This is a genomic window from Aerococcus sp. Group 2, assembly GCF_905125285.1.
Lineage (GTDB): Bacteria > Bacillota > Bacilli > Lactobacillales > Aerococcaceae > Aerococcus > Aerococcus urinae_E.
Window position 1 is genome coordinate 167,762 of sequence record NZ_CAJHPA010000001.1, and the last position, 25,685, is coordinate 193,446.

24 protein-coding genes and 1 other RNA gene are annotated in these 25,685 nt (G+C 39.8%); 22 read left to right on the forward strand and 3 right to left on the reverse strand.

Annotated elements, in window-relative coordinates:
- Window positions 1-26 precede the first annotated feature (26 nt).
- The 3 genes from JFU01_RS00705 to JFU01_RS00715 all read right to left on the reverse strand — a co-directional run bounded on the left by JFU01_RS00705 (window position 27) and on the right by JFU01_RS00715 (window position 2,164).
- Window positions 27-503, reverse strand: a complete 477-nt coding sequence (locus JFU01_RS00705; protein ID WP_195855451.1) for a universal stress protein — start codon at window positions 501-503, stop codon at window positions 27-29.
- 139 nt (window positions 504-642) lie between these two features.
- A non-coding RNA gene (gene ssrS, locus JFU01_RS00710) (6S RNA) lies at window positions 643-825 on the reverse strand.
- Between the two features lie 94 nt (window positions 826-919).
- A complete protein-coding gene (locus JFU01_RS00715) occupies window positions 920-2,164 on the reverse strand; it encodes a replication-associated recombination protein A (RefSeq protein ID WP_195855694.1) in 1,245 nt (414 codons plus the stop codon).
- 170 nt (window positions 2,165-2,334) lie between these two features.
- Here JFU01_RS00715 and JFU01_RS00720 point away from each other — a divergent pair, with 170 nt between their 5' ends.
- The 22 genes from JFU01_RS00720 (at window position 2,335) to fabZ (ending at window position 25,682) form a co-directional block, all read left to right on the forward strand.
- Complete coding sequence (locus tag JFU01_RS00720) at window positions 2,335-3,459, forward strand: cysteine desulfurase family protein (RefSeq protein ID WP_195855452.1); 1,125 nt, start codon at window positions 2,335-2,337, stop codon at window positions 3,457-3,459.
- A 31-nt stretch (window positions 3,460-3,490) separates the two neighbouring features.
- Entirely contained in the window at window positions 3,491-3,838 is a 348-nt protein-coding gene (locus JFU01_RS00725) for a DUF1831 domain-containing protein (protein ID WP_111821729.1), read from the forward strand.
- A 196-nt stretch (window positions 3,839-4,034) separates the two neighbouring features.
- Window positions 4,035-5,159 carry a tRNA 2-thiouridine(34) synthase MnmA gene (mnmA, locus tag JFU01_RS00730; RefSeq protein ID WP_195852855.1) on the forward strand — a complete coding sequence of 375 codons (1,125 nt, stop codon included), beginning with the start codon at window positions 4,035-4,037 and terminating at the stop codon, window positions 5,157-5,159.
- A gap of 280 nt (window positions 5,160-5,439) precedes the next feature.
- On the forward strand, window positions 5,440-7,905 hold the full coding sequence (gene recD2 / locus JFU01_RS00735) for an SF1B family DNA helicase RecD2 (protein ID WP_195855454.1): 2,466 nt from the start codon (window positions 5,440-5,442) through the stop codon (window positions 7,903-7,905).
- Between the two features lie 238 nt (window positions 7,906-8,143).
- Window positions 8,144-8,962: a formate/nitrite transporter family protein gene (locus JFU01_RS00740; protein ID WP_195855455.1), complete on the forward strand. Its 819-nt coding sequence runs from the start codon at window positions 8,144-8,146 to the stop codon at window positions 8,960-8,962.
- Window positions 8,963-9,279: 317 nt separating this feature from the next.
- Window positions 9,280-11,931 (forward strand): alanine--tRNA ligase, encoded by a 2,652-nt coding sequence (gene alaS / locus JFU01_RS00745; protein ID WP_195855456.1) that lies wholly within the window; start codon window positions 9,280-9,282, stop codon window positions 11,929-11,931.
- Window positions 11,932-11,993: 62 nt separating this feature from the next.
- On the forward strand, window positions 11,994-12,257 hold the full coding sequence (locus tag JFU01_RS00750) for an IreB family regulatory phosphoprotein (RefSeq protein WP_013669229.1): 264 nt from the start codon (window positions 11,994-11,996) through the stop codon (window positions 12,255-12,257).
- Window positions 12,258-12,259: 2 nt separating this feature from the next.
- Window positions 12,260-12,682 carry a Holliday junction resolvase RuvX gene (gene ruvX, locus JFU01_RS00755; RefSeq protein WP_060778339.1) on the forward strand — a complete coding sequence of 141 codons (423 nt, stop codon included), beginning with the start codon at window positions 12,260-12,262 and terminating at the stop codon, window positions 12,680-12,682.
- A 1-nt stretch (window position 12,683) separates the two neighbouring features.
- Window positions 12,684-12,980 (forward strand): DUF1292 domain-containing protein, encoded by a 297-nt coding sequence (locus tag JFU01_RS00760; protein ID WP_049776749.1) that lies wholly within the window; start codon window positions 12,684-12,686, stop codon window positions 12,978-12,980.
- Between the two features lie 232 nt (window positions 12,981-13,212).
- Window positions 13,213-14,355 (forward strand): endolytic transglycosylase MltG, encoded by a 1,143-nt coding sequence (gene mltG / locus JFU01_RS00765; RefSeq protein WP_230086917.1) that lies wholly within the window; start codon window positions 13,213-13,215, stop codon window positions 14,353-14,355.
- Between the two features lie 82 nt (window positions 14,356-14,437).
- Window positions 14,438-14,917 carry a transcription elongation factor GreA gene (gene greA, locus JFU01_RS00770; protein ID WP_060778338.1) on the forward strand — a complete coding sequence of 160 codons (480 nt, stop codon included), beginning with the start codon at window positions 14,438-14,440 and terminating at the stop codon, window positions 14,915-14,917.
- A 966-nt stretch (window positions 14,918-15,883) separates the two neighbouring features.
- Window positions 15,884-17,209, forward strand: a complete 1,326-nt coding sequence (gene brnQ, locus JFU01_RS00775; RefSeq protein WP_195855459.1) for a branched-chain amino acid transport system II carrier protein — start codon at window positions 15,884-15,886, stop codon at window positions 17,207-17,209.
- Window positions 17,210-17,415: 206 nt separating this feature from the next.
- Window positions 17,416-18,468: a type III secretion system translocon subunit SctE gene (gene sctE / locus JFU01_RS00780; protein ID WP_195855460.1), complete on the forward strand. Its 1,053-nt coding sequence runs from the start codon at window positions 17,416-17,418 to the stop codon at window positions 18,466-18,468.
- A gap of 249 nt (window positions 18,469-18,717) precedes the next feature.
- Window positions 18,718-19,080, forward strand: a complete 363-nt coding sequence (locus JFU01_RS00785; protein ID WP_064292829.1) for a DUF2187 domain-containing protein — start codon at window positions 18,718-18,720, stop codon at window positions 19,078-19,080.
- 255 nt (window positions 19,081-19,335) lie between these two features.
- Window positions 19,336-20,304, forward strand: a complete 969-nt coding sequence (locus JFU01_RS00790) for a beta-ketoacyl-ACP synthase III (RefSeq protein ID WP_195855461.1) — start codon at window positions 19,336-19,338, stop codon at window positions 20,302-20,304.
- A gap of 54 nt (window positions 20,305-20,358) precedes the next feature.
- On the forward strand, window positions 20,359-20,586 hold the full coding sequence (locus JFU01_RS00795) for an acyl carrier protein (RefSeq protein ID WP_013668481.1): 228 nt from the start codon (window positions 20,359-20,361) through the stop codon (window positions 20,584-20,586).
- Window positions 20,587-20,627: 41 nt separating this feature from the next.
- Window positions 20,628-21,581: an enoyl-[acyl-carrier-protein] reductase FabK gene (gene fabK / locus JFU01_RS00800; protein ID WP_256374787.1), complete on the forward strand. Its 954-nt coding sequence runs from the start codon at window positions 20,628-20,630 to the stop codon at window positions 21,579-21,581.
- A gap of 105 nt (window positions 21,582-21,686) precedes the next feature.
- A complete protein-coding gene (gene fabD, locus JFU01_RS00805) occupies window positions 21,687-22,631 on the forward strand; it encodes an ACP S-malonyltransferase (RefSeq protein ID WP_195855462.1) in 945 nt (314 codons plus the stop codon).
- Between the two features lies 1 nt (window position 22,632).
- Window positions 22,633-23,364 (forward strand): 3-oxoacyl-[acyl-carrier-protein] reductase, encoded by a 732-nt coding sequence (gene fabG, locus JFU01_RS00810; protein ID WP_195855463.1) that lies wholly within the window; start codon window positions 22,633-22,635, stop codon window positions 23,362-23,364.
- A gap of 33 nt (window positions 23,365-23,397) precedes the next feature.
- Entirely contained in the window at window positions 23,398-24,642 is a 1,245-nt protein-coding gene (gene fabF / locus JFU01_RS00815) for a beta-ketoacyl-ACP synthase II (RefSeq protein ID WP_195855464.1), read from the forward strand.
- The gene (accB, locus tag JFU01_RS00820) at window positions 24,642-25,124 is read left to right on the forward strand and encodes an acetyl-CoA carboxylase biotin carboxyl carrier protein (protein ID WP_195855465.1); all 483 of its coding nucleotides are present in this window, start codon (window positions 24,642-24,644) and stop codon (window positions 25,122-25,124) included. Before fabF ends, accB begins: the two co-directional genes overlap by 1 nt.
- A 99-nt stretch (window positions 25,125-25,223) precedes the next feature.
- Window positions 25,224-25,682 carry a 3-hydroxyacyl-ACP dehydratase FabZ gene (gene fabZ / locus JFU01_RS00825; RefSeq protein WP_064292834.1) on the forward strand — a complete coding sequence of 153 codons (459 nt, stop codon included), beginning with the start codon at window positions 25,224-25,226 and terminating at the stop codon, window positions 25,680-25,682.
- Window positions 25,683-25,685 lie beyond the last annotated feature (3 nt).

Below are 25,685 nucleotides of genomic sequence, written 5' to 3' on the forward strand. Positions count from 1 at the left end.
CTTTTAATTACTGCTGGCTTTAGTTTTTATGCTTTTTTGCCTTTTTCATGTTTAACATTGTCTAAGTCAGTTCTTACCACTAAGACATCACAATTAGCATTACGGATGACGTATTCTGAAACAGAACCAATGAAGAGGCGTTCCACAGCGTTTAGTCCCGTTGCACCAATCATGATTAAATCAGCATGGTATTCTTTGGAAAGTTCTTTAGCAATTTGAACCTTTGGTGAACCATAATCAATGACGGTTTGGATTTCTTTTACGCCTTTTTCCGATGCATATTTCTTGTAGTCATTAAGTAATGCTTTAGCTTGTTTGACTAATTCATCGGATAGGGTGCCTTCGTAACCAGTAGTTGTTTGAATCGAGCGTGTATCAACGATATGAGTAATGATTAATTCAGCGTCATTACGTAAGGCAACTTCTACCGCTTTTTTGAAGGCTAATTCAGCTTCATCGGAACCATCCACAGGTGTCAATATATGTTCGTAATTCTTATACATAAGGATCCCTCACTTTCTTTTTCTCTCTATAGCTATTATAGCATGAAAGCGGATAAAAAAATTAACTTTAAATAATATTCCTATTGAAAAAACCTAGGCTTTCACACCTAGGCTAAAAAATAATTCGATTATTTTTATGTAAGCCTCCAATGATACCGTGGAAATTCTATCTGTCTGAACCCGCGATATAGCAGGTGGGTTCCGGTATCCAACTTCAGTTGTCCACGTAATAGAGGCGTAACATCCATTGGAGCTCGCAGATCCCTAGATAGTAGTTGTTCGGTCAGCACATTTAAAAGATGCACGCATATCTTAGAGAACTTACATTACTATTAATTTAGCATGTCTAGGGCTTTTTGGCAAGCAGGAATGCTTGAAGTGACAACATCTTATACTGGATTTATCGCTTATAAAAATTATTTTTGCTTTTCTCGCATTTGCCGCATTTGCTCTAAGGCTTGTTCATATTTTCCTGTTTGGCAGGCCTGGTAATATTGCCTGTCCGCCAAGGTTTCTGGTAAGTAATCTTGAGCGACCCAATGGTTGGGGTAATCGTGGGGGAACTTGTAAGCAGTTCCTCTTCCCAATTTCTTAGCACCACTGTAGTGGGCATCGCGGAGGTGTTTAGGGATGACGCCAGCTTTTCCTGAACGAATATCTGCTAAGGCTTGATCAATGGCTTGAATGGCTGAATTGGATTTAGGGGATAGTGACAGGTCTATAATAGCGTGAGCCAAAGGAATCCTGGCTTCTGGCAGTCCAATTTTCTGGGCAGCTTGGCAGGCAGTGACCGCCCGCTGACAGGCTTCGGGGTTAGCCAAGCCAATATCTTCATAGGCACATACCATTAAACGCCGGCAGAGGCTGTTCAAATCACCAGCTTCAATTAAACGGGCGGCATAATGAAGGGCAGCGTTGACATCACTGCCACGAATACTTTTTTGAAAGGCAGAGACCACATCATAGTGCATGTCACCATCTTCATCATGGTCAAAGGCCTTCTTTTGTAAACATTCCTCTGCTACGCTTAAGTCGATCAGAATTTGGCCTTCAGCATTCTCCTCAGTTGATAAAGCCGCTAGTTCTAATGCATTGAGTGCTGACCGTAAATCGCCATTGGAGTAATTGGCTAAGTAGTCCCTGGCCTCATTACTTAATTGAATAGGGTACTTGCCGAGGCCCCGTTCTTTATTTTCGAGGGCATGGTCAATAGCTACTTTGATTTGATCAGCCTCTATAGGGTGGAGCTCAAAAATCTGTGTCCGTGACCGGATAGCAGGATTGATATTGATATAAGGGTTTTCGGTGGTTGCCCCGATCAGAATTAATAGCCCGCTTTCTAAATGCGGGAGGAGAAAGTCTTGTTTTGTTTTATCCAGGCGGTGAATTTCATCTAACATTAAAATAAGACTGCCGGAAAACTTTGCTTCAGCCACGACTTCTTGTAAGGCCTTTTTATTATCTGTTGCCGCATTCAATTGCCGAAAACTTAACTTAGTGGAACCGGCAATAGCGCTAGCTATTGATGTTTTACCAATACCAGGAGGACCGTATAAAATCATTGACCTTAACTGCTTCGCTTTAACCATCCGCCAGATGATTTTACCGGGGCCAACTAGGTGTTCTTGACCAACAACTTCTTCTAGGGTCTTCGGTCGCATTCTGTAGGCTAGGGGGGCTTGTTTATTCACACTGAAACTCCTTTCTAAGTGCTTGATAACGTCAACCAGTATAACACATCCGTTTTTAAAAAGACTGCTTTTAGCTTTTCCTCTGTTGTCTAGGACCAGATAGTGATACAATAGTGAAAAACAAGGGGGTAAGCGAACGAATGATCTATCTTGATTATGCAGCAACCACACCGATGACCCAACCAGTTATTGAGGCCATGAACCAGGCCATGCGTGAAAATTATGGCAATGCATCAAGTACCTACCGGATTGGTCGCCAATCACATGAACAATTGACTCGAGTAAGAGAGAATATAGCGGAGACGATTAATGCTCAGGCCGACGATATTATTTTTACCAGTGGGGCAACTGAATCCACTAATAGTGCCTTGATACAAACCGCAAAACGGTTAGCGAAGCATGGCCGTCATATTATTACCACCGAAGCTGAACATCCTTCAAGTTATAAGACGGCAAAATATCTGGAAAAACAAGGCTTTGAGGTCACTTTCCTGCCATTTGATGAGTATGGTCATATCTCAATTGAAGCCTTAAAGGACGCCATTAAAGATGATACCATTATGGTTTCGATTATCGCAGGGAATAACGAAGTTGGCTCCGTCCAAGATATCCAAGCCATTGGAGATATTTGCCAAGATCACCACCTATTTTTCTATACAGATGTGGTCCAAGCCTATCTCAACGTCCCTATTGATGTTGAAGCCATGCATATCGATGGCTTATGCGTCTCTGCCCATAAATTCCATGGGCCCAAAGGGGTAGGATTCCTCTATTACCGTAATGCAGTGAGTGATTTTACTCCTTACTTAAGAGGGGGAGGCCAAGAACATGGCCATCGGGCCGGTACTGAAAATGTGCCTGGAATTGTGGCCATGGGTAAGGCCATTGAAATCGCCTACCAGGCTAGGAATGACCATCATCAAAAGCTGCTTGATTTAAGGAATTATCTCCTCAAAGAGGCCAAAGCGCGCGGCTTAGAATTTGAAATTAATGGTCCTAAGGAAGCTGAACTAGCCCATATATTAAATGTTTACTGGCCAAATCATCCCAGCGATCAAGTCCTGATTAAATTAGACTTAAAAGACGTTTATGTATCGGCTGGGTCAGCCTGCTCAGCTGGGTCGCTAGAACCGAGTCGGATTTTAGTGTCGATGTTTGGTGAAGAAAGCCCCCGGATCAGTCAAAGCATTCGTATCTCATTCGGTCAGTTGACCACAATAGAAGAAATCGATAAATTCTTAGACATTTTATTAAGCATTGCTTAGTTATAGTGTAAACAAATTAAGGAGGAATGAAATGGCTTTTAAAGAAAAAGAACAATTAAAAGGAAGTCAAAAAACCTATCAAGTCCATCCTAACTGCAAGGCATATACTTTGCGGGACTATGGATTTACTTCCACTAAGGCAGGTAATTATCAAATTGAAATTCCTATTCGTCCAGAATTTCAAGCCAGTCACTATCTCTTATTAAAAGTTCAAATTGATAAATCAGTGGATAAGTTACAAATGAACGTCACTAATAAGACGGGGCTGAAGGCGGTTAATGTTTACCAAAATTCCGATATGGCAGATTTAGCCAAACGCTTAGAGGAAATTTTAGCTGACTTAGTTGACAAGCAAGTCTTAGCAATCAGTGAAGACTAAAATTGGACATATAATCATTCTCAAAACTCAAGGGCATTTGAAGATTTAATAAAAATTCAATCAAATGACTTGAGTTTTTTACGTAAATTGTTATGATTACTACCTGGATAAGGCGATTGAGGCTTATCTAAGATTATCAACACAACAAAACGTGCGACCTTCAATCGTAAATTTTGTTAAGAAAGATGGTGATGTTGTGAGTGATAAGAAAAATAAAAAAGTTGTTCTAGGTATGAGTGGGGGAGTCGATTCCAGTGTTTCCGCGCTTTTGCTGAAAGAACAGGGATATGACGTCATTGGTATTTTCATGAAGAATTGGGATGACACTGATGAAAATGGCGTTTGTACAGCAACCGAAGATTACCGGGATGTACAAGCCGTAGCTAGTCAGATAGGTATTCCTTATTATTCAGTCAACTTTGAAAAAGAATACTGGGACCGCGTCTTCGAATACTTCCTCGATGAATATCGTCATGACCGTACCCCTAATCCAGACGTCATGTGTAATAAAGAGATTAAATTCAAGGCCTTCCTCGATTATGCTTTGGACCTAGGAGCAGATTACGTGGCTATGGGCCACTACGCTCGGGTGAGAACAAATGACCAAGGCGAAGTGGAGTTGCTTCGTGGGGTTGATAGTAATAAGGATCAAACCTACTTCTTAAACCAACTGTCACAAGAGCAATTACAGCACGCGCTATTTCCAATTGGCGAATTAGAAAAGTCGGAAGTGCGAAAAATTGCCGAAGATCATAATCTAAAGACGGCCCATAAAAAGGATTCCACCGGGGTCTGTTTTATTGGTGAGCGCGACTTTAATGCCTTCCTTTCCAATTACTTACCAGCTAAACCTGGTTTAATGAAAACCTTAGACGGCCAAGTGATGGCTGAGCACCATGGGCTGATGTATTATACCATCGGTCAACGTAAGGGCTTGGGAATCGGAGGAACCAAGGTTGGTAATAATGAACCTTGGTTTGTTATCGGGAAAAACCAGGCTAAAAATGAACTCTATGTCGGCCAAGGATACCATCATCCCTTGCTTTATGCTGATTACTTATTAGCCAGTGAAGTTTCCTTTACCAGTGACCATTTCCCACGTGAAGACTTTACCTGCACCGCTAAGTTCCGTTACCGGCAAAAAGATATCCCAGTAAAAGTTAGCTTTTTGTCTGATGATCAGTTAAGGGTAGATTTTGAAGAGCCAGTTCGGGCTATTACACCAGGACAGTCGGTAGTTTTCTACCAAGATGAAGTCTGTTTAGGGGGAGCAACCATTGACGCTGCCTATAAGGATGATAAAAAGTTACAATACCAATAATAAAATAGATGAATCATTTCTAAAAGCAGGCTATAAATTAGGATGATTTCAAGAAACAGCTGTAACTAGTTTTTGGCTTATCCAGGAAGACCTTATCTAACTTGGAAGCTAGAAGCTAAGATACAGCTTTTTTCTTTATTAAGGGTGTGAAAGAGCGAAAATGGTATAGTTAGTCTTTTAATAGAAGAAAGGCGATCAGAAGGCAAACTGGGGGGGAGGATAAATCCACTGAAATTCTGTGATATAATATCCAAAGATTATGACTAGGAGGGATAAGGGTATGACAGTAACGGAAGATTATTTCATCGGCGAAGTTGAAGCTACCTTTTTTTCTAATCCAGATAATTATTATCGGGTGATGCGGATTACGGTTGATGACACCAACACCCTTTACTCCGAAAAAAATATTGTCGTGACAGGAAATTTTGGGACTATCCAGGACGGGACTACTTACCAGTTCTTTGGTAACTTGGTTGATCATCCTAAGTACGGTGTCCAATTTAAAGTCTCCCATTATGAAGGGATAAAAATTACCAGTAAAGATGGATTAATCAAATATTTATCCAGCGATGAATTTCCAGGAATTGGAAAAATACTGGCTGAACGTGTGGTCAATACCTTAGGTGAGAAGACCATTGACTTAATTGTAAATCAACCCGAACGTTTGAAAGAAGTTAAGGGCCTGACGAAAAATAAACAGCAAATGCTTCATGAGAAAGTAAAGGCTAATCGTGGCAATGAGGATACCTTTATTCAATTATCGGAGATGGGCTTTTCCAACCATTTAGCAGGCAAGATCTATGCTAAATACCAAGATGAAGCGGTTGAATTGATTAAAGAAAATCCCTATTTCTTGGTTAAAAATATTCAGGGTTTTGGTTTTCAAAAGGCTGATTTACTGGCCCAACGTTTAGACTTTGCCTATGACTCGCCTTTACGCATCCAAGGGGCGATTACTTTTTCATTAGAAACGATTTGTTATAGCAATGGGGATACTTATGTTAAGAAGGAAGAACTATTCCAGCAGGTTCTCAATCTATTAAATAAAAGCCAAATGAATTTGCAAATGGTTGACATGCAGCAAGTGGCTGATAGCTTGAGCGACTTGGTAGATACCAATGAAGTGATTGCGACTGAAGAGGGTTATTTTCTTCCTAGTCTCTATTATGCAGAGAAAGGGATTGTTAAACGTTTAAAACGTATCAAGAATGAACGAACTCAGCCTAAATATGAGAATGATAATTTGGCTAATGAAATAGAGGAAACCGAAGCAAAATTAGGTATTCAATATGGACCCGCTCAAAGGAAGGCAATTATCGAAGCCCTAGAAGAGAAATTATTTATTCTAACCGGGGGACCGGGTACGGGAAAAACCACGGTATTAGAAGGAATTATCGATATTTATTGCCGGTTAAATGATATCCGCCTAGGGGATTATGATCCGAGTGACTTTCCTATTCGTTTGGCAGCTCCAACTGGACGCGCTGCCAAGCGGATGAGTGAAACTACTGGCCTAGTAGCAACCACTATTCATCGTTTAATCGGTCTCACCGGTGAAGAAGATGAAAATAATATCATAACATCTGATAAAGAGACTATTGAAGGGGACTTACTGATTATTGATGAAATGTCCATGGTAGATACCTGGTTATTTTTTCAGTTATTAGAAGCGGTTCCTGATGATATGCAAATTATCTTGGTAGGGGATAAAGATCAACTGCCCTCAGTCGGCCCAGGACAAGTGCTTTCTGACCTCTTGAGAAGTCAGACAATCACCTGGCGTGAGCTCGACGAAATATTTCGTCAAGATGCTAATTCAACCATCACTCTATTGGCTCATGATATAAAAAATGGGGAAATGCCAGTCGATCTTACCCAAAATAAGGCTGACCGGTCATTTTTCCGTGTGGATTATTTCCACTTAGCTGATTTTATCGCAGCGGTGGCTAAACGCGCTCTTGAAAAAGAATATGATGTTAAAGATATTCAAGTTTTAGCTCCCATGTATAAGGGTCAGGCCGGCATCGATCAGATTAACCAGAAATTGCAGGAAAGCTTAAATCCAAATACTGATGGAAGTAAGCGCCAACTTAGCCACTTCAACCGTCTCTTTCGCTTAGGTGATAAGGTCTTGCAGTTGCAAAACCAAGCTGAAATGAATGTATTTAACGGGGATATGGGAGAAATCGTGGCGATATTTTATGCCAAGGAAACGACCAGCCAAAGTGATGAAATAGTGGTTGATTTCGACGGCAATGAGGTCACATACAACCGGCAAGATTTTAACCAGTTAACCTTGGCGTATTGCGTCTCAATTCATAAATCGCAGGGAAGCGAATTTCCTATCGTTATCCTCCCCTTAATCAGCCAATATCAACGCATGCTGCAACGCAATTTGCTCTATACAGCGATCACCAGGGCTAAGCAATCCTTAATTCTCTGCGGTGAAGTCCAAGCCTTCCAATCTGCCATTCAAACCCAGGCCAGCCAACGCCATACTAACCTTTACCGCTCCCTACTTGAAGAAGACGAATTACTTCCTAAACTGAACTCGCAGCCAAGTGAAGCAAGTCCTAGTCAGGATCAAAATACCAGGTCTCAAGGGGATAAGTCAGGGGACCAGCAAGAGGATCCTGGGAACTCGGGAATGAATGTGCAAGTCGATTGGTTAACCCCTGCCTTACTTGAAAGTGGTCAGATCGATCCTTTAATTTGTATGGAAGGCATCAGTCCCTATGATTTTTAAGCAAGGAGATCATCTTTTTTATTTTTTCTCTTTTACTGCCCACATGCTAAAAGTACCTGAAAAAGTCTAATTAAAGCAGATAGAGGCTAAATTTGCTGATCATGAGTTTATAAAAACTAATAAATTTATTCAAATATTGCAAAAATCTTGTTTATTTCTTAAAATATCGATAAAATGTGAGTATTGGATTTATTTAATTAGGCTAGAAATTTAGCTCATTTAGAAAGGACTGACGGCAATGGCTTATATTAATGGCAAGCGCCCTGAGAAAGGAATTCTAGGCCCTTTAACTTTTGATAATGTGGAGAAGAAGACAGAACTTTTTGATAAAAGTTTTTGGAGATATGCGCTAAGGAGTGTATATGCAACATTATTCTTAACTTTTGGGACAGCAATCGCTATGATGACTGCCCAACAAGCGAACTTAGTAGCGCCAGGCTTAGGTAAATTTACTTTTGCCTTCTTTTTTGCATGGTCATTGGTACTTATTATTTATATGAATGGTGAATTAGCGACTGCTAATATGAACTTTTTGGTAGTTGGAGCACGAAAAAAATACATCAGCTGGCAAAAGGCTTTTACGATTTTAATGATTTGTGTTTTATTTAATTTTATTGGTGGCCTTGTTTGTGCCTATATTTTCTCAAGAACCACGATTTTCCAAGATTTACCTGCTGATCATTATTTATTTACAGCAGTTTCAGGAAAATTTGTTAAATCAGCGCTTACAATTTTTATTGAGGGGATTTTAGCTAATATTATCGTTAATAGTGCTGTGGTTGCTAGCAATCGGATGGTTAACGCTGATGGCCGGGTTTATGCGATTCTCTTTATTATTTTTATTTTTGCCTTCTTAGGTTACGAACACGTGATTGCTAACTTTGTTTCCTTCCCATTAGCTTTCTTCTCCAATGGAGGCCCTGTTGACGGGATGACCTTGGCTAATGTGCTTAAGAACTTTGTCTTTACTTTCTTAGGTAACCTTGTTGGTGGTGGCTTTGTCATTGGCTATGTTTATTCCTGGTTGGGAGATAAAGAAACTTCCTATGTAGACTAGTTTTCTTATTCGCTAGGAATCATTAATAGTTGACAAATGAAAATTAAAAAGCGTATAATAAATTCGCTTTAATGATTGAAAAGGACATGTTTCTATTTAGTTGATAGAGAGAGTGCATCTGTGGTGAAAGCACTCAGTAATAGAAATGCTCCCTTTTGACAATGCAAATGAAAATTTGCCGCTACTCGCGTTATCCAGTATTTAATGAAGACATAATATCGCACGTTGATGTTATAAATGAGGTGGTACCGTGCTACGGCGCCCTCATCTAATAACATCAACGTGCTTTTTTATTTTATAGGAGGTTTTAATACATCATGAAGAAATTAACGGGTGAAGAAATACGTCAAATGTGGATGGATTTTTGGAAGGGCAAGGGACACGATATCTACCCTAGTGCTTCCTTAGTTCCAGACAACGATCCTACTTTACTTTGGATGAACTCCGGGGTTGCTGCCCTAAAACATTACTTAGATGGGTCAGAAGTGCCGGAAAATCCAAGAATTGCTAATGCGCAAAAATGTATTCGGACCAACGATATTGAAAATGTAGGCGTTACCGCTCGCCACCAAACCTTCTTTGAAATGCTCGGTAACTGGTCAGTAGGGGATTACTTTAAAGAAGAGGTTATTCCTTGGGCTTGGGAATTCTTAACTGATGAAAAATGGCTAGGACTTGATCCAGAACTACTTTATATGACCTACTATCCAGATGACGATGTCTCCCATGGATTATGGCAAAAGGTGACTGGTTTATCAGAAGATCACTTTGTTTCTTTAGAAGATAACTTTTGGGATTTAGGTGCCGGTCCTTGTGGTCCCGATACGGAAATTTTCTTTGACCGGGGGAAAGCTTATCAAGATCTTGACGATGATGATCCAGAAATGTTTCCTGGGGGAGAAAATGAACGTTATCTAGAAATCTGGAACATCGTTTTCTCTGAATTTAACCACATGCCCGATGGTAGCTATGAAAAATTAAAACAACATAACGTGGATACTGGGATGGGACTGGAACGGATCGCCTCTGTCCTACAAGAAACCCCAACAAACTTCGAAACAGATCTTTTGTTCCCACTCATTGAAGCTGTTGAAAAATTGTCTGATGGTAAAAAATATGGGGAAAGTAAAGAAACGGATACTGCAATGAAGGTTATTGCTGACCATATCCGCGCTGTTAGCTTTGCAGTGGGGGACAACGCCTTACCATCAAATGAAGGCCGTGGCTATATTTTACGCCGTTTAATCCGTCGTAGTGTGATGTACGGTCGTCGTTTAGGCATCCAAGGGAGTTTCTTGGCCAAATTGGTTCCAATTGTGGCAGATAAGATGGAAAAACACTATCCAGAATTAAAAGAAAAAGAGGCCATTATTCAAGAAGTCGTTGATCGTGAGGAAAAACGTTTCCAAGAAACCATCGCTGATGGTGAAAATATTATTAAAAACAAAATCGCTGAATTAGAAGAATCTGGTGAAAACTCACTTGACGGCCAATCCGCCTTCAAATTATACGATACTTATGGTTTCCCATTAGAACTGACTGAGGAATACCTGGCTGAAAAAGGTTTTTCTGTTGATATTGATGGCTTTAATCAGGCCATGGAGGAACAAAAGGAACGGGCACGTGCGGCTAGAAAAGACCAAGGTGGCCTAGCGGTTCAATCAACTGTGCTCGGTGAAATTGATGTGCCTTCTCACTTTACCGGTTATGAAGAAGATGTTACAGAAACTAAGATTAACGCCATTGTTTACCAAGATGAAATCAGTCAGGAAGCACCAGCCAATAGCAAGGCCTATTTCATTGCTGAAAAGACACCATTCTACGGTGAACGTGGTGGACAAGTTGGTGACTCAGGTAAGCTTTACAATTTGGATGGCGAATTATTAGGGTATATCCGTGATACTAAACACGCTCCTAATGACCAAAACTTACATTATATTGACACCGTTCAACCAATTAGTGTAGGCCAAGAAGTTCGCTTAGAAGTGGACAGCGCTCGTCGTCGCTTAATCCGTAATAATCACACCGCTACTCACTTATTACACCGGGTCTTAAAAGATGTCTTAGGTGAACAAGTTAACCAAGCAGGGTCCTTACTTGATGACCATTATCTCCGTTTTGACTTCACTTATTTTGGACAAGTGAGTCCAGACCAACTTGAAGAAGTTGAAAGACGGGTTAATGAAAAGATTTGGGAACAAATCCCGGTTGAAACCATCTTTACCACGGTTAAGGCGGCTAAGGAACATGGGGCCATCGCGCTCTTCGGCGAAAAATACCTTAAATTACATGATGAAATTCGCGTGATTAATATTGATGACTGGTCCATGGAACTTTGTGGTGGGACCCACGTTAAGAATACCGGATTCATTGGCCTCTTTAAGATTATTTCCGAATCAGGGATTGGTTCTGGAGTACGCCGAATTGAAGCATTGACTTCAAAAGCTGCTTATGAATACTATGAAGCTAAGTTAGGTCTCTTAAACCAAGTTCGCGATGATTTGAAGGTTAAAAAAGCGGAAGATGTACCACACCGTCTCCAACAATTGGAAGGTGAGCGTAAGAGCCTAGAATCTGAAGTAGAATCTCTCCATGCTAAGGCTAACCAAATGGCTGCTAGTCAAATATTTGATGCCGTTAAAGAAAGCAACGGGGTACGCTACATTGCTGAAGAACTTGACCACAAAACCATGGATGACTTGCGGGCGATTAGTGACGAATGGAAACAAAATAACTATTCAGATGTCCTCGTTCTCGCTACAGCTAACGGAGATAAAGCCAACATGTTAGTTGCTGTTTCAGCTGACAAGGTTAAAGAAGGCTTAAAGGCTGGTGACATCATTAAGGGACTTGCTCCATATATTAATGGTGGCGGGGGCGGTCGTCCTGAACTTGCCCAAGCAGGTGGTAAGAACCCAGCCGGTATTCCTGATGCGCTTAAGGCTTTAGAGGAAGTTCTGAATAAATAAAGTGCTTGTTAGTCGCTAGATTTTTCGTTACAATAGATTCAAAATGATGTGGAGGTGTCTAAATGAGTGGAAAAGATGAAACAGTACTCTTTCGCTTCGATGAAAGTAAAGAAAAAGATGTAAAAGAGACACTTGAAATAGTTTACGACGCCCTAGTAAGCAAGGGCTACAATCCAATCAATCAAATTGTAGGATACTTATTATCTGGCGATCCTGCGTATATCCCACGTCACAATCAAGCTAGAAATCTTATTCGTTACCATGAACGCGATGAGTTATTAGAAGAACTTGTTAAAAGCTATATGAAGCAAAGTGGTCGAGAATAAGCATGCGTATTATGGGTTTGGATGTGGGTTCTAAAACGGTCGGCGTAGCCATAAGTGACCCTTTTGGCTGGACTGCCCAAGGAATCGAAACCATTAAAATTGACGAAGAAGCAGGGGAATTCGGGTTTTCACGCTTAAGGCAATTAATTGAAGATTATCAAGTGGAAAAGATCGTTATTGGATTGCCTAAAAATATGAATAACACAGAAGGCCCTCGAGCTGAAGCATCGCGTCACTATGGAGATATGGCTATTGAATTATTCGACTTACCAGTTTTTTATCAGGATGAACGGTTAACTACCCAGCAATCGGAACGCTTTCTGATTGAGGCGGCAGATGTGAGTCGAAAAAAACGTAAAAAGGTAATCGATAAGTTAGCTGCTGTTCTCATTTTACAGAACTATTTAGATAGTCATTCACATTAGTATGAAGGAGCATTGTATGGCTGAAGATTTAGATAATTTAATTACTTTATATGATGAAGAAGGTAATGAGCGTTTATATAAAATTCTCTTTAGTTTCGACTCGAAAGATCTGAATAAATCTTACGTCTTAGTATACCCAGCCGAAGAGGAAGGCGAAGAGTTAAATATCGAAGCCTATGCCTATGAAGAGGGCGAAGACGGAGAAGGTAGCTTATTGCCAATTGAAAGTGAAGAAGAATGGGATATGGTAGAGGAAGTGTTTAACACTTTCGTTCAAGACCCAAACTTAAATCAATAAGCCAAGTAAAGAGAATATGATATGAGGTCATATTCTCTTTTATTATTAATGGCAGTTGACATACGGGGCTGTGACTTTGGTCACCGCCTCTTTTTATGTGATGATAGGATAAATGTTTCATTCTGGTTAAATTTTTGGCTCTAAGTTTACAAATAGCATCTTTATCAGTAAAATGCATAATAGCTTATTTTGTTCAAGGCAGAGTCTTTTTATTATGAAATGAGGAAGCACGATGTTTAATGATGAAGAAAAGAAAAAAAGAGTAAAGCGAGACCAGGCTAGGGTCAATGCTTTAGAAAATCAAGAAAATGTTCAGGCTAATCGGATTATCCGCTGGATTATTATTACTTTACTCCTTATCTGTATTGTCTTTGCTCTACTAATGGGAACCTTAGTAGCTACTGGCGGCTTTGGAGAGGAAAAAGAAACTCAGGTGACCATTCCTCAGGGAGCAAGTGCTAGTCAAATTGCTCATATTCTTAACGAAAATGATGTCATTTTTAATGAAAGCCTCTTTAAGATCTACCTCCGTCTATCCAATCATGATCCAATTCAGGCAGGAACCTATCAATTGAAAACCTCGTCTGGCTTTGGTGAAGTCATGAATCAACTCTCACATGCCCAAGGTCCGGCTACCCAAGCGGTCTTAGTCAAAGAGGGCATGAATGTTGAAGAAATTGCTCAAGTGATGGCAGATTATTTTGGAATTACTCAGGAAGAAGCCTTGAAGCGGATTAATTCGGAGAACTTATTGGCAGAAGAAGCGACTAAGTACCCAGAATTACTCAAAGATGTGGTGAATAATGACCAATTACGCTATCCTTTGGAAGGTTACCTTTTCCCGGCTACCTATGAATTAACTCAATCCGATACCGTAGAAAGTTTTGTCGACAAAATGCTGGCAGCTAGTGAGACTATTCGACAAAAGTATAGTGATGCTTTAAAACAACAGAGCCTTTCTTGGCATGAAATCTTAACCCTGGCTTCAATTATTGAGAAAGAAGCTTCTACTGACGAAGATCGTAAGATGGTATCAGGAGTCTTCTATAACCGTTTAGCCGAGAATATGCCCCTACAATCGGATATTACCTTGAATTATGCCCATAATGAGCATTCTACCTATGTGACTATCGAAGATACCATGATTGATTCGCCATATAATCTCTACCAAAATACTGGTTTAGGACCTGGTCCCTTTAATAACCCAAGTGAAAGTGCTATTCAAGCGGCCTTAAATCCTACCCCTAATGATTATATGTATTTCGTAGCTGATTTAAGCACTGGGAATGTCTATTTCTCAAAAACGTACGAAGAACATGATCAATTAGTCCAAGAATACGTTAGTCCAGAGGATGCCAAGCTTCAAGAACAATAAAAAGCCATATTTACATTGCTAAAAAGTTAGTAATATGGTATTATTTTGTATATTTTAATCGTATGTGTTAGGAGAATGTTAGATGTCAGAACAAACTTTCCCAATGACCGTAGAAGGTAAGGAACGTTTAGAAGCGGAATTAGAAGATTTAAAATTAAATAAGCGCCCTGAAGTGATTAGCCGAATCAAGGTTGCTCGTTCATTTGGGGACCTATCAGAAAATTCAGAATATGAATCCGCTAAAAATGAACAATCCATTTTGGAAAGTCAAATTGCTAAAATCGAAAATATGATCCGTTATGCTGAAATTGTTGACCCTGATGCCTTGGGCAAGGATACAGTAAGCATTGGTAAACGGGTTAAATTTCAAGAGCTTCCTGATGGTGAAGAGGAAGAATACGAAATTGTCGGTAAAGCTGAGGCAGATCCTCTTGGTGGTAAAATTTCAAATGAGTCACCAATAGCAAATGCTTTAATTGGCAAAAAAGTTGGCGATGAAGTGGAAATTGAAACTCCAGGCGGGGCTTTCAGTGTTAGAATACTCGCAGTAGAAACTGCTTAATAAAGTTAATTGAAGGAGGCTAGACGAGAGATCTAGCCTCCTTTTCTTTGTGCGCATTCGAAGTAAAGCCTATCAAAGGGCTGATCTGAAATATCTTTTAAACAGTTGATCTTTAACGAAAGCTGTTCAAATCCTCCTCGGTTAGGTAATAACTTGCCTTGTCATTCAAGTCCTTAGCGGTGCCCTCACATTCTTTTAGTTAAGTTCGGACACAAGACTTGAAGATGCTTCAGAAAATACCAACGCACAGTCCCAGTTGAGTTCGGAAGGGTGAGGGGATGTCCTTTCAGAAAAGTTGAACGGTCAGCAAGTTGAGTTCGAACGCCAGCCTTGAAGTTGCTTCAGAAAATTCCAACGCACAGTCGTGCTGTGCTTTTGGTATTTTCCTCCAGCAATTCAAGTCTCTGACGGCGATCTCACATCCTTATTTCTGACCTTTTCATCTTTTCTTCCAAGGAATCTCCCTCCCTGATCCTTCCTCACATCCTTACCTTATTGTATATAAAATAATTAAATAAAATATTTCTCTGCTTAGCAAAAATGGTATAATAATAGAATAAGTTGTTGAAGGCGACTTCTTTATAAGAAGAAGTCGCTTTTCCTATTGGTAAATTGGAGATTTAGTCTAATTAATTTATGTGAAAAAACAACTTTAGATGAAATATTTTATTTGTGAATAGCGATTTTATGGGCGCTGAGATGCAGACTTTATGATAGATAATATCTGCGTATAAAAGGCGCAAATCTTCATTATTTCACAATAAATAGCGTATTATAAATTTCACATGAAATAAAAATACTAATAGATATAGGGAACTTTTAAAGCGACCTGGGCAAATCGATTTGTTAAATTTTGTCCTTTAAATCAGCTTTTAGTAGGTGAATAATGCTTTTAATCGTTCTTCTTTTGACAACTTTATATGAGTTGACGATCAGCCCTATACTTATACTGAAAGGTTTGGTTTTATGAAAAATAGGCGCTTTATTGTAGATACGATCGTGGTAGGTTTTACCTTGTTTGCTACTTTTTTTGGAGCAGGTAATTTGGTTTTCCCGCCTTATATGGGAATTATTGTAGGAGAAAATTGGTCTGCCAGCGTTATTGGTTTGGCTTTAACCGCGATATTAGTGCCGGTCTTATCGATGGTAGCTATTGTTAAAGGTGGGGGATCGGTAAAAGCAGTTTCCGAACCAATTGCTCCCTGGTTTTATAAAGTCTTTAATTGCATTACCATGTATTTAATTGCCTTATTTATTTTAATTCCACGTACTGGTGCAACGACTTACGAAGTAGGTTTTCGTTCCTTGTTCCCTTGGTTACCTAACTATGTCGTTTTAATTATTTTCTTTATTGTGGTTTATTTCCTCACTGTTGATCAATTGGGCGTGGTTGATAAGATTGGACGCTATCTTACACCTGCTTTGATTGCAATGGTTATTGGAATTATTATTTTTGGGATGATTAACCCCGTCAGCCCCAATATGGCGGCTGCCCAAGTCGATAATAGCTTCGGTTGGGCTTTTACCGAAGGTTATCAAATGGGGGATTTAATAACTGGTTTACTCTTTTCTAGTGTCATGATTATGACAATTAGACATAAAAAATATAACCACCAAGCAGGGATGCGGATGACTATCTGGGCATCTGTCATAGCTAGTGGCTTATTATTGTTCATTTATGGTAGCTTGTTATGGTTAGGGGCTACAGCGTCAACGGTTTATAGCCCTGATATTGAAAGAACCCAGTTATTAATTGCCATTGTTGAACAAACTATTGGTGGCGCTGGGAAAATTATTCTTTCCATCGCTATAACCTTAGCTTGCTTAACAACTGCTACGGGATTATTAGCTTCAGTGGCAAACTTTACCCAAGAGCTTACTCGTCAGAAATATCCCTATACCTTTATCGTTTTTGTCTTTTGTATTTTTTGTGTGGTACAAGGGACTGTCGGGGTAGAGAAAATTGTTGGATTAAGTGAGCCCTTATTTGCAGTTGCTTATCCATTAGGAATCATTGTTACTTTAATCGGTTTATTTAGAAAATATATTCCTAATGACGGAACGACTAAGGGAGCAGTCTTACTAACCAGTATCTATACGGTGGTTGAAGCGCTTATTCAATTAGACTTTGCTCCTAAAATATTCGAAGAAATTGTTCGAATAGTCCCCTTTGGCCCCCAAGGTTTTGGCTGGGTGACTATGGCTCTATTGGGAGCGGGTATTGGTACTCTGGTGTGGAAAATTCAGCGTGGTAGTTACCGTGGAAAGATCATTAAAGGATATGCAAAATAAGCGAGAAGGCTAGATTTTTTATCTGGCCTTTTTTCTTTGTAGGTAATTAATAAATTTATTTGCTAGGCGGTTTTTAAACTTTTTATAGATGTTTAGAAATGATAATACAATATTTTAAACTGATTGTATGAATATTAGTTATTTCAAGGGCTTTTGCTTGCTTTGTTTAATACAATATTATATATTATTTTAAAAGGAGTGATTTTATGAGAAATCGTTTTAGAACCTATCTAGGTGCTAACGATGCAGAAGCCGGGTATAACTTATCCTGGGGAGCTGTATTTGCTGGCCTAGTAACTTTTATTGCTTTATTAATTACTTTTTCCTTAATTGGAAATGCCATTGGGTTTGGTATGATCCAACCGAGTGCACAAAATCCACTTGATGGTGTCGGTACCGGTGTTATGGTCTGGTCAGTTATTTCATTAGCACTATCATTTTTAGGATCAGGCTTTGTTGCTGGGGTAACTGCACGTCGAGTAGGCGCAGTCCATGGCTTTTTATCATGGGCAATTTCCCTAGTGGTAACAGTTGTATTATTAGGACAAATTGTTGCATCCGTTCTAGGTTTTGCTGGGAATGTTATTGGTCAAACTGCTAGTGTTGCTGGTGACGCTGTCACAAGTGTTGCTTCAAACGCTGGAGATGCTGTAAGCGAAGGCGTAAATGCTTTAGCAAACAATATTGATGTGAATAATCAAGATATTCAAAATCTTAACCAAGACGTTCAAGAAGTCTTAAGAGATACTGATATTCGCGAATTACAACCAGAATATTTATCTGACCAATTAAATGGCGCGGTAAACGATATTGCTAATGCAGCTCGTGAAGTTGTCGTTAATCCAGAAAATTCTGAACAAGTATTTAACGACTTGGCAGATTCATTAACTAGCCGTGTTGACAATATTTCAGAAAACGTAGACCAAGAGGCTGTTTCTAACGCTATTGCTTCTAACACTGATCTAACTCAACAAGAAGCTGAAGAAACTACTCAAAATATTATTGATGGTTATAACCAAGCTGCTAATGAAGCACGTAACCAAATTGAAAATGCTAATAATGCCATTCAAAGTACCCAACAACAACTTGACAGTAATATTCAACAATTACGTCAAGATGCTGATGATGTTTCAGATGGCATCTCACAAGGCTCAATCTGGGCATTTGTTGGTGTCTTACTAGGCTGTGTCCTATCATGCCTTGGTGGTTTATTAGGTACTAAATCAGTTACTGGTAAGGTTGATGAAACTAATATGTAGTTTGATCTAAAGACGCCATGTCCTTAGAATAAAATGATATTAATAACTAACAGATCACTACTCCTTTATTATTAGAGGGATGGTGATCTGTTTTAAATAGTAAGCATTTAAGCTGGTTTTGTAATAAATATGGCTTATGCTTAATGAATTAACAGCTATAAATTGTGCCGCAATCGATAGTATGTTAATATTATTCATATATTTAATTTCATAGCCAGCCAGCTTGTATTAGATGGGAGAGACGAGCGTATGGGTCGTAAACCAAAAATAACGGCGGAAATGCAGTCACTAGTGGAAACTGAACTTCGGCGAGGAACCAGTAATTCACGGATAGCCAATTTATTAGATATGCCTTATGAACAGGCAAATGAAATCATTGATACTATTAAGGAATCTATTCGGCCTAATATAGGTGATGTTGTAAAGTTTCAATTCAGAACCTATACAATTATTGGAGAAATCGAAAAGCTTCTTACTAACTCTGCCATTTTAAAAATTGATTGGAGTCAGTCAAGTCGTCCAGCTAGAGATATCCTTGAAGAAAGAACTGTAGTCAATTTTAAAGATATTGAAGAATACGTGTCGATAGCTTCTAGTGATGATGACAAATAATTGATAACAAATAACTATAAAAGCTATTTTTTTGAGAAATCAATTTGATTTCTCTTTTTTTATATATTTTTACAGAAAATCCTTCTAAAATAAGGTTTATTACATACAAAAATAAATGATAAATACTAACAAAATAAATAGTATTGCCCATAAAATAGCGAAAAAGGTTTGACAATTAAATTTGTATAGCTTATTATCAATACATGTTGATCTTTGATTAACTTAAATTTAAAAATTAAGAATGATGTGATTGCTATGAAAATAGTTGAAACGGCATCCGCCCTACCGCGGAAAGTTATGTCGAATGAGGAGTTGGAGCAGTTCGTAGATACTAGTGACGAATGGATAAGCAAAAGAACGGGGATTAAGCAACGTTATCTTGCCCTTGAGGAATCTTGTATTTCTTTGGCCCAAGCAGCTGCGCAAAAATTAGTAAATAAAGCTAATATTTCTCCTAATGAAATTGGCTTAATCATTGTTGCTAGTATGTCACAAGAGCATTCTTCACCAAGTGTAGCTAGTCAAGTTCAAGCTAAATTAGGAGCAACTAAGGCAGTCTGTTTTGACATTTCAGCTGCCTGTAGCGGATTTGTCCAAGCTTTCTCCCTAGCTGATAAATTAGAGGCTTATTATCGAAACGGTTATGCCATAGTAATTGGTGCGGAGAAAATGACCAATCTCATGAATTGGAAAGACCGCTCAACTTGTGTTTTGTTTGGTGATGCTGCTGGAGCTATTCTGGTTCAAGCGAATGGTCATTCAGCTATTATCCAAGAATCACTCGCTTGTGATGGCAGTCAAGGAGCGGCGATAGTTGCTGGAGGTACTAGCCTAGCTCGATCAGTCAGTTCTGATTCTTATTACCAAGACCCTAGTTTAAAGATGAAGGGCAGGCAAGTTTATGACTTTGCTACCCGGCAAGTGCCAAAGCAAATAGAAGCGGTTTTAAAATCTGCCAATCTGACTATTAATGATATTGACTATTTTGCCTTACATCAGGCAAATGCAAGAATATTAAAAGTTTGCCAGCGTAAGCTAAAAATACCAGAGGAGCGCCTGGTCCAAAATATTCAAAATTATGGGAATACTTCCGCTGCATCGGTAGCCCTTGTTTTGAATGATTTACGGAAATCAGGAGCGCTTAAATTGGATGGCAGTCAGAAGGTACTATTATCAGCTTTTGGCGGTGGCTTGACTTGGGGGACTTGTATTGTCAATTGTTGAGCGACAATGTTAGTATTGAGGAAGACACTATAAAAAACAATGGAGGAATTTATAATGAGTACATTTGAAAAAATTCAAGAATTAATTTGTGACCAGCTTGATTTAGATAAGGAAGAAGTTACTCCTGAAACTAAATTTCAATCGGATTTAGATGCTGATAGCTTAGATTTATTCCAAATTATCAATGATATTGAGGACGAATTTGATGTCACTATCGATGAAGATGAATTGAATATGGAAACAGTCCAAGACCTAGTTGACTTTGTTGACAACAATAAATAATCCTTACTAATGTTTTGGGATAATGAAGGAAGTGAATCGCTTTGAACACTCTATGGAAGCAAATGGGAGTTAAATATCCTATTATTCAAGGAGCCATGGCTTGGGTGGCAGATCCAGATCTGGCATCTGCCGTTTCAAATGCTGGTGGTTTAGGAGTTGTAGGGACGGGGAATGATCCTGTTGAAGTGGTGCGAGAAAAAGTTGAAACCATGAAAGCAAAAACAGATAAGCCTTTTGCAATTAATGTAATGTTACTCAATCCACATGTTGAAGAAGTTGTTGACTACCTATGTCAATCGGGTATTTCAACAGTCACTACTGGAGCAGGATCACCTGGTCGCTTTATGAAGCAATTTCGTGAAGCAAATATCAAGGTTATCCCAGTTGTTGCTTCCGTAGCACTTGCTCGACGCATGGAAAAAGAAGGCGTTGATGCAGTGGTTGTCGAAGGGACGGAATCTGGTGGTCATGTGGGAAAAACAACGACCATGGCTTTACTTCCCCAAGTAGTCGACGCGGTTAATATTCCCGTAATCGCTGCAGGAGGAATCGGTGATGGTCGGGGAATGGCAGCAGCATTGATGCTTGGAGCCTGTGGGATTCAAGTGGGTACACGCTTTGTTTGTGCCAAGGAATCCAATGCCCACCCTAACTTTAAGGAAAAGATTATTAAAGCTAAGGATATTGATACCGTCACCACAGGAGAAGCTACAGGTCATCCAGTTCGGGTTTTGCGCAATCGTTTGACCAAAGAGTATTTACGAGTTGAGCGAATTGAAGCGGGTAAAGAAAATCCAGACTGGGAACGCTTAGAAGCTTTGGGAAGAGGAGCTTTACGGCGAGCAGTTGTAGAAGGGGATACCCAAAATAGTTCCCTGATGGCTGGTCAGATTGCTGGCTTAATTAATAAGGAAGAGAGCTGCCAGGAAATACTCCAATCCTATATGGATGTATGCCAGGCAACGATCCGAGAAAAAGCTAGCGAATGGCTATAATTAAATAAGATGCAGTGAAGAAAAATATTTTTTCACTGCTTTTTTTTACCCCAATTACTTTATTTAATGATAAAAATTAAAACCTTATTAAGGAAAGGGCAAAGAATGAAAAAAATTGCTTATCTTTTTTCTGGCCAAGGGGCACAATACCCTGGTATGGGCAAAGATTTATTTGAACATCATGCTGAAGTCATGGAACCATATTTTGAAACGGCTGAGAAAGTTCTTGGCTATGATTTAAAGGCCATGTGCTTTGAAGAAAATGACCTGCTTAATCAAACAGAATATACCCAAGCTGCCATCTATACAGTCTCATTAGCTATTCTAGCCGTCTGGAGAAAATTATTTCCTGAGAACCCTGCCTATTTAGCTGGATTAAGTTTAGGTGAATACACTGCCTTAGCTTATAGCGGTGTCTTTTCCTTTGTTGACGGGTTAAAACTACTGAGAAAACGTGGTTTATATATGAGCCAGGCAGTCGCTCCCGGTCAAGGGAAGATGCTAGCTGTCATGAAAACTGACCGCAAGTTGATTGAGAGGGTCTGTGAAAATATTATGGACCATCATTCTGGCTATGTTTATCCAACGAATTACAACTCTCCCAAGCAAATTGTCATCGGGGGAAATAGTGATTTAGTCGATCTCGCTAGGGATGAATTGAAGGAAGCGGGGGCTAAGCGTTTAATTCCTCTAAAGGTTTCTGGGCCCTTTCACACCCAGCTGATGCATCCTGCCTCTCTACGATTAGCCCAAGTACTTAAAGATGTGGAGTTTTCATCTCAAGACATTCCAGTTGTCGCTAACACAAGTGGACAAGTTCATGAAGATGGTGAGATTAAGCAAGATTTACTTCAACAAATCCAATCACCGGTCAAATGGGCGGATTCGATTGACTATCTCATTCAAGCAGGCGTGGATACCTTTATAGAGATTGGACCAGGAAAAACACTCACCAGCTTTACTCGGCAAATCGATAAGTCGGTGACAGCCTTAAATATTGAAGACGAAGCCACTTTAAATAAAGCATTGACTATTTTACAAGGAGATTAAAATGACAGAAAAACCTACAGCAATAATTACTGGCGGAAACCGTGGTATCGGAGCAGCTATAGCTAGAGAATTTGCCAATAAGGGTTACAATTTGGCCTTGGTAAGCCGGTCAGGATCCAGCCAAGCTCATCTTGATGACTTAAGTGAAAGGGATGCTAAAGTACTCGATTTGAAAGCAGAAGTCCAAGATTTTGACCAAGCTCAAGCAATCATAAACCGTTGTAAAGAAGAGTATTCTCATATTGACGTATTAATTAATAATGCTGGGATTACCCGTGATACTTTACTCATGCGGATGAAGGAAGCTGATTTTGATGCAGTAATTGACGTTAATTTAAAAGGTTGTTTTAACCTCATGCGTCATGTTTCAAAAGTGATGTTAAAACAAAAAAGCGGCAATATTATTAACATTGCTTCGTTATCTGGACAAATAGGTAATGCTGGTCAAATTAACTATGCTGCTGCTAAGGCAGGTGTGATAGCTATGACTAAGACGGCTGCTCGCGAATTAGCTAGTCGCGGCATTCGGGTCAATGCCGTTGCCCCTGGTTTTATCGCGAGTGATATGACGGATAAATTATCAGATAAGGTTAAAGAGCAGATGATTGCGCAAATTCCTTTAGGGGACTTTGGGCGAGTAGAAGATATTGCTGATGCCGTTTACTTCTTAGTCAAGAACCCATACATCACTGGAACCACTTTAAATGTTAATGGTGGTTTATATATGGAATAAATGAAAGATAGAGAAGGGTGAAGGAGGAACTTAATGAATACTAGAAGGGTAGTTGTTACGGGCTTAGGAGCGGTAACACCAATTGGAAATAATGTCAGTGAGTTTTGGAAAAATTTAAAGGCAGGCAAACATGGCTTTGCTCCAATCACACAATTTGACGCCAGCGCTACAGGAGTGACTTTGGCGGCTGAGGTTAAAAATTTTGATCCCAAAGATTATCTTGATCGTAAATCGGTTAAAAGAATGGACCCCTATGCTCATTATGGGGTGGTTGCCTCTATGGAAGCAGTAAAGGATGCTGGTTTAGATACTCACAACATGGATACGGGACGCTTTGGAGTATATTTTGGTACGGGTATTGGTGGCGTTCAAGAAATTGAAAGAGGGGTAAAAAAATCAGTTGAACGTGGTCCTAAACGGGTTAACCCTCTCTTTGTTCCAATGGCTATTTCCAATATGGGAGCAGCAAATATTTCCATGCAACTTGGTCTACACGGGCCAGCCTTGACCATGGTTACTGCTTGTGCATCAGCCAACAATGCTATCGGAGAGGCCTTCCGCTATATAAAACATGGTTATGCTGACTATATGCTTGCTGGTGGAGGTGAATCCGCTATTTGTGAGATCGCCATCGCTGGATTTGCTAATTTAACGGCCTTGTCTCTTTCCACAGATCCTGATCGTGCCTCCATTCCTTTTGACAAGGAACGCAATGGTTTTGTTATGGGCGAAGGCGCTGGCATGTTAGTGTTAGAAAGTTTAGAAAGTGCTCAAAAACGGGGGGCAAAAATTTACGGTGAGATTGTCGGCTACGGTCAAAGTTCTGATGCCTATCATCTCACTGCTCCTACCCCAGAAGGGCAAGGAGCTAAAGCTGCTATTGAACAAGCCTTAGCTGAAGCAGCTTTAGCTGTGAACGATGTGGACTATATTAATGCCCACGGGACCTCAACCCCAGCTAATGACCGAGCTGAGACTATGGCAATTAAGTTAGCCTTTGGGGAAGAATTGGCCCATAAGATTCCGGTATCCTCAACGAAATCAGCGCTAGGACACTTATTAGGTGCAGCTGGAGCAGTTGAAGCCATTGCCTGCTTGAAGGGCATGGAAGACTCCTATATTCCTGCAACCTTAAATTATCAAGTCAGTGATCCTGATTGTGATCTGGATTATGTACCTAATCAAGGACGTTCACAAGCAATCAATGTAGCGATTAGCAACACGCTCGGCTTTGGTGGCCACAACACAGTTTTATGTATGAAAAAGGTGAGTGACTAATGACCCCTGAAGAAATAAAAGAACTTATCCATTTAATTGACCAATCAAGCCTAAGAGAATTTGAATTTGTTGATGACGATTTCAAGCTTCACCTGTCTAAAAATGAGCAAGCACCACAAGTGTTTACTAATGAAACTCAGCCAGCTATTACAAAAGCAGAAAAACCTGCTCCTGCTGATCAAGCTCAAGAATCTACCGAAGCTTCCAGCCAAGCTAATCAACAAGTCAGCCAAACTGATGAAGTTCAGGGGGAAATCGTAGAAAGTCCTCTGGTCGGGGTTGCTTATTTAGCACCAGCTCCAGATAAAGACAACTTTGTTAAAATTGGCGACCATGTTGAAAAAGGCCAAAGTTTATGCATCATTGAAGCCATGAAAATAATGAATGAAATTCACGCTACCACCTCAGGAGAAATTACTAATATTTTTGTCAATGATGGTGATGTGGTTGAGTACGGCCAAAAGCTTTTTGAAATTAGCTAAAGGCTGTCCCTGTTTTAGAACATAGGCGTGATAAAGGATTTAAGGAGAGATTCGTTTCTTCCTAGCTGATGACAACTACTAGTGTAAAAGGAGAAAAAAATGGAAAATCAAGAACCAATTTTAAGCGCCCAAGAGGTTATGGATATTATTCCTAACCGCTACCCCATGTTTTTAGTGGATGCGGTTTATGAACTTGAGGTCGGCAAGCGAATCGTTGCTCGTAAAAATGTGACAATTAATGAACCTTTCTTTGTAGGGCATTTCCCAGGAGAACCGGTAATGCCAGGAGTTCTTCAAGTTGAATTAATGGCCCAGGTCGGTTCAATTGCCTTACTGAAGGGCTTAAATACTGAGGACAAGAAAATGACCGGGTACCTAGCGGCTGTAGACAAGGTAAAGTTCCGTCAAAAAGTCGTCCCAGGGGACGTTTTGACTGTTGAAGTCAATATTTTAAAGATGAAAAAATCGATAGGGACCGCAAAGGCTGAAATCCGTCGCGAAGATGGTAAGGTGGTTTCTTCCTGTTTAATGACTTTTGCCGTTGGAGAAGCGAAATAGAGC

Coding starts and splice junctions, on each gene's coding strand:
- JFU01_RS00725 (WP_111821729.1), top strand. CDS start 3,491: ATGGCTTTTAAAGAAAAAGAACAATTAAAAGGAAGTCAAAAAACCTAT.
- JFU01_RS00720 (WP_195855452.1), top strand. CDS start 2,335: ATGATCTATCTTGATTATGCAGCAACCACACCGATGACCCAACCAGTT.
- alaS (WP_195855456.1), top strand. CDS start 9,280: ATGAAGAAATTAACGGGTGAAGAAATACGTCAAATGTGGATGGATTTT.
- JFU01_RS00705 (WP_195855451.1), bottom strand. CDS start 503: ATGTATAAGAATTACGAACATATATTGACACCTGTGGATGGTTCCGAT.
- mltG (WP_230086917.1), top strand. CDS start 13,213: ATGTTTAATGATGAAGAAAAGAAAAAAAGAGTAAAGCGAGACCAGGCT.
- sctE (WP_195855460.1), top strand. CDS start 17,416: ATGAGAAATCGTTTTAGAACCTATCTAGGTGCTAACGATGCAGAAGCC.
- ruvX (WP_060778339.1), top strand. CDS start 12,260: ATGCGTATTATGGGTTTGGATGTGGGTTCTAAAACGGTCGGCGTAGCC.
- brnQ (WP_195855459.1), top strand. CDS start 15,884: ATGAAAAATAGGCGCTTTATTGTAGATACGATCGTGGTAGGTTTTACC.
- JFU01_RS00760 (WP_049776749.1), top strand. CDS start 12,684: ATGAAGGAGCATTGTATGGCTGAAGATTTAGATAATTTAATTACTTTA.
- fabZ (WP_064292834.1), top strand. CDS start 25,224: ATGGAAAATCAAGAACCAATTTTAAGCGCCCAAGAGGTTATGGATATT.
- fabD (WP_195855462.1), top strand. CDS start 21,687: ATGAAAAAAATTGCTTATCTTTTTTCTGGCCAAGGGGCACAATACCCT.
- recD2 (WP_195855454.1), top strand. CDS start 5,440: ATGACAGTAACGGAAGATTATTTCATCGGCGAAGTTGAAGCTACCTTT.
- JFU01_RS00740 (WP_195855455.1), top strand. CDS start 8,144: ATGGCTTATATTAATGGCAAGCGCCCTGAGAAAGGAATTCTAGGCCCT.
- JFU01_RS00750 (WP_013669229.1), top strand. CDS start 11,994: ATGAGTGGAAAAGATGAAACAGTACTCTTTCGCTTCGATGAAAGTAAA.
- JFU01_RS00790 (WP_195855461.1), top strand. CDS start 19,336: ATGAAAATAGTTGAAACGGCATCCGCCCTACCGCGGAAAGTTATGTCG.
- fabF (WP_195855464.1), top strand. CDS start 23,398: ATGAATACTAGAAGGGTAGTTGTTACGGGCTTAGGAGCGGTAACACCA.
- JFU01_RS00785 (WP_064292829.1), top strand. CDS start 18,718: ATGGGTCGTAAACCAAAAATAACGGCGGAAATGCAGTCACTAGTGGAA.
- accB (WP_195855465.1), top strand. CDS start 24,642: ATGACCCCTGAAGAAATAAAAGAACTTATCCATTTAATTGACCAATCA.
- greA (WP_060778338.1), top strand. CDS start 14,438: ATGTCAGAACAAACTTTCCCAATGACCGTAGAAGGTAAGGAACGTTTA.
- JFU01_RS00795 (WP_013668481.1), top strand. CDS start 20,359: ATGAGTACATTTGAAAAAATTCAAGAATTAATTTGTGACCAGCTTGAT.
- fabG (WP_195855463.1), top strand. CDS start 22,633: ATGACAGAAAAACCTACAGCAATAATTACTGGCGGAAACCGTGGTATC.
- JFU01_RS00715 (WP_195855694.1), bottom strand. CDS start 2,164: ATGCGACCGAAGACCCTAGAAGAAGTTGTTGGTCAAGAACACCTAGTT.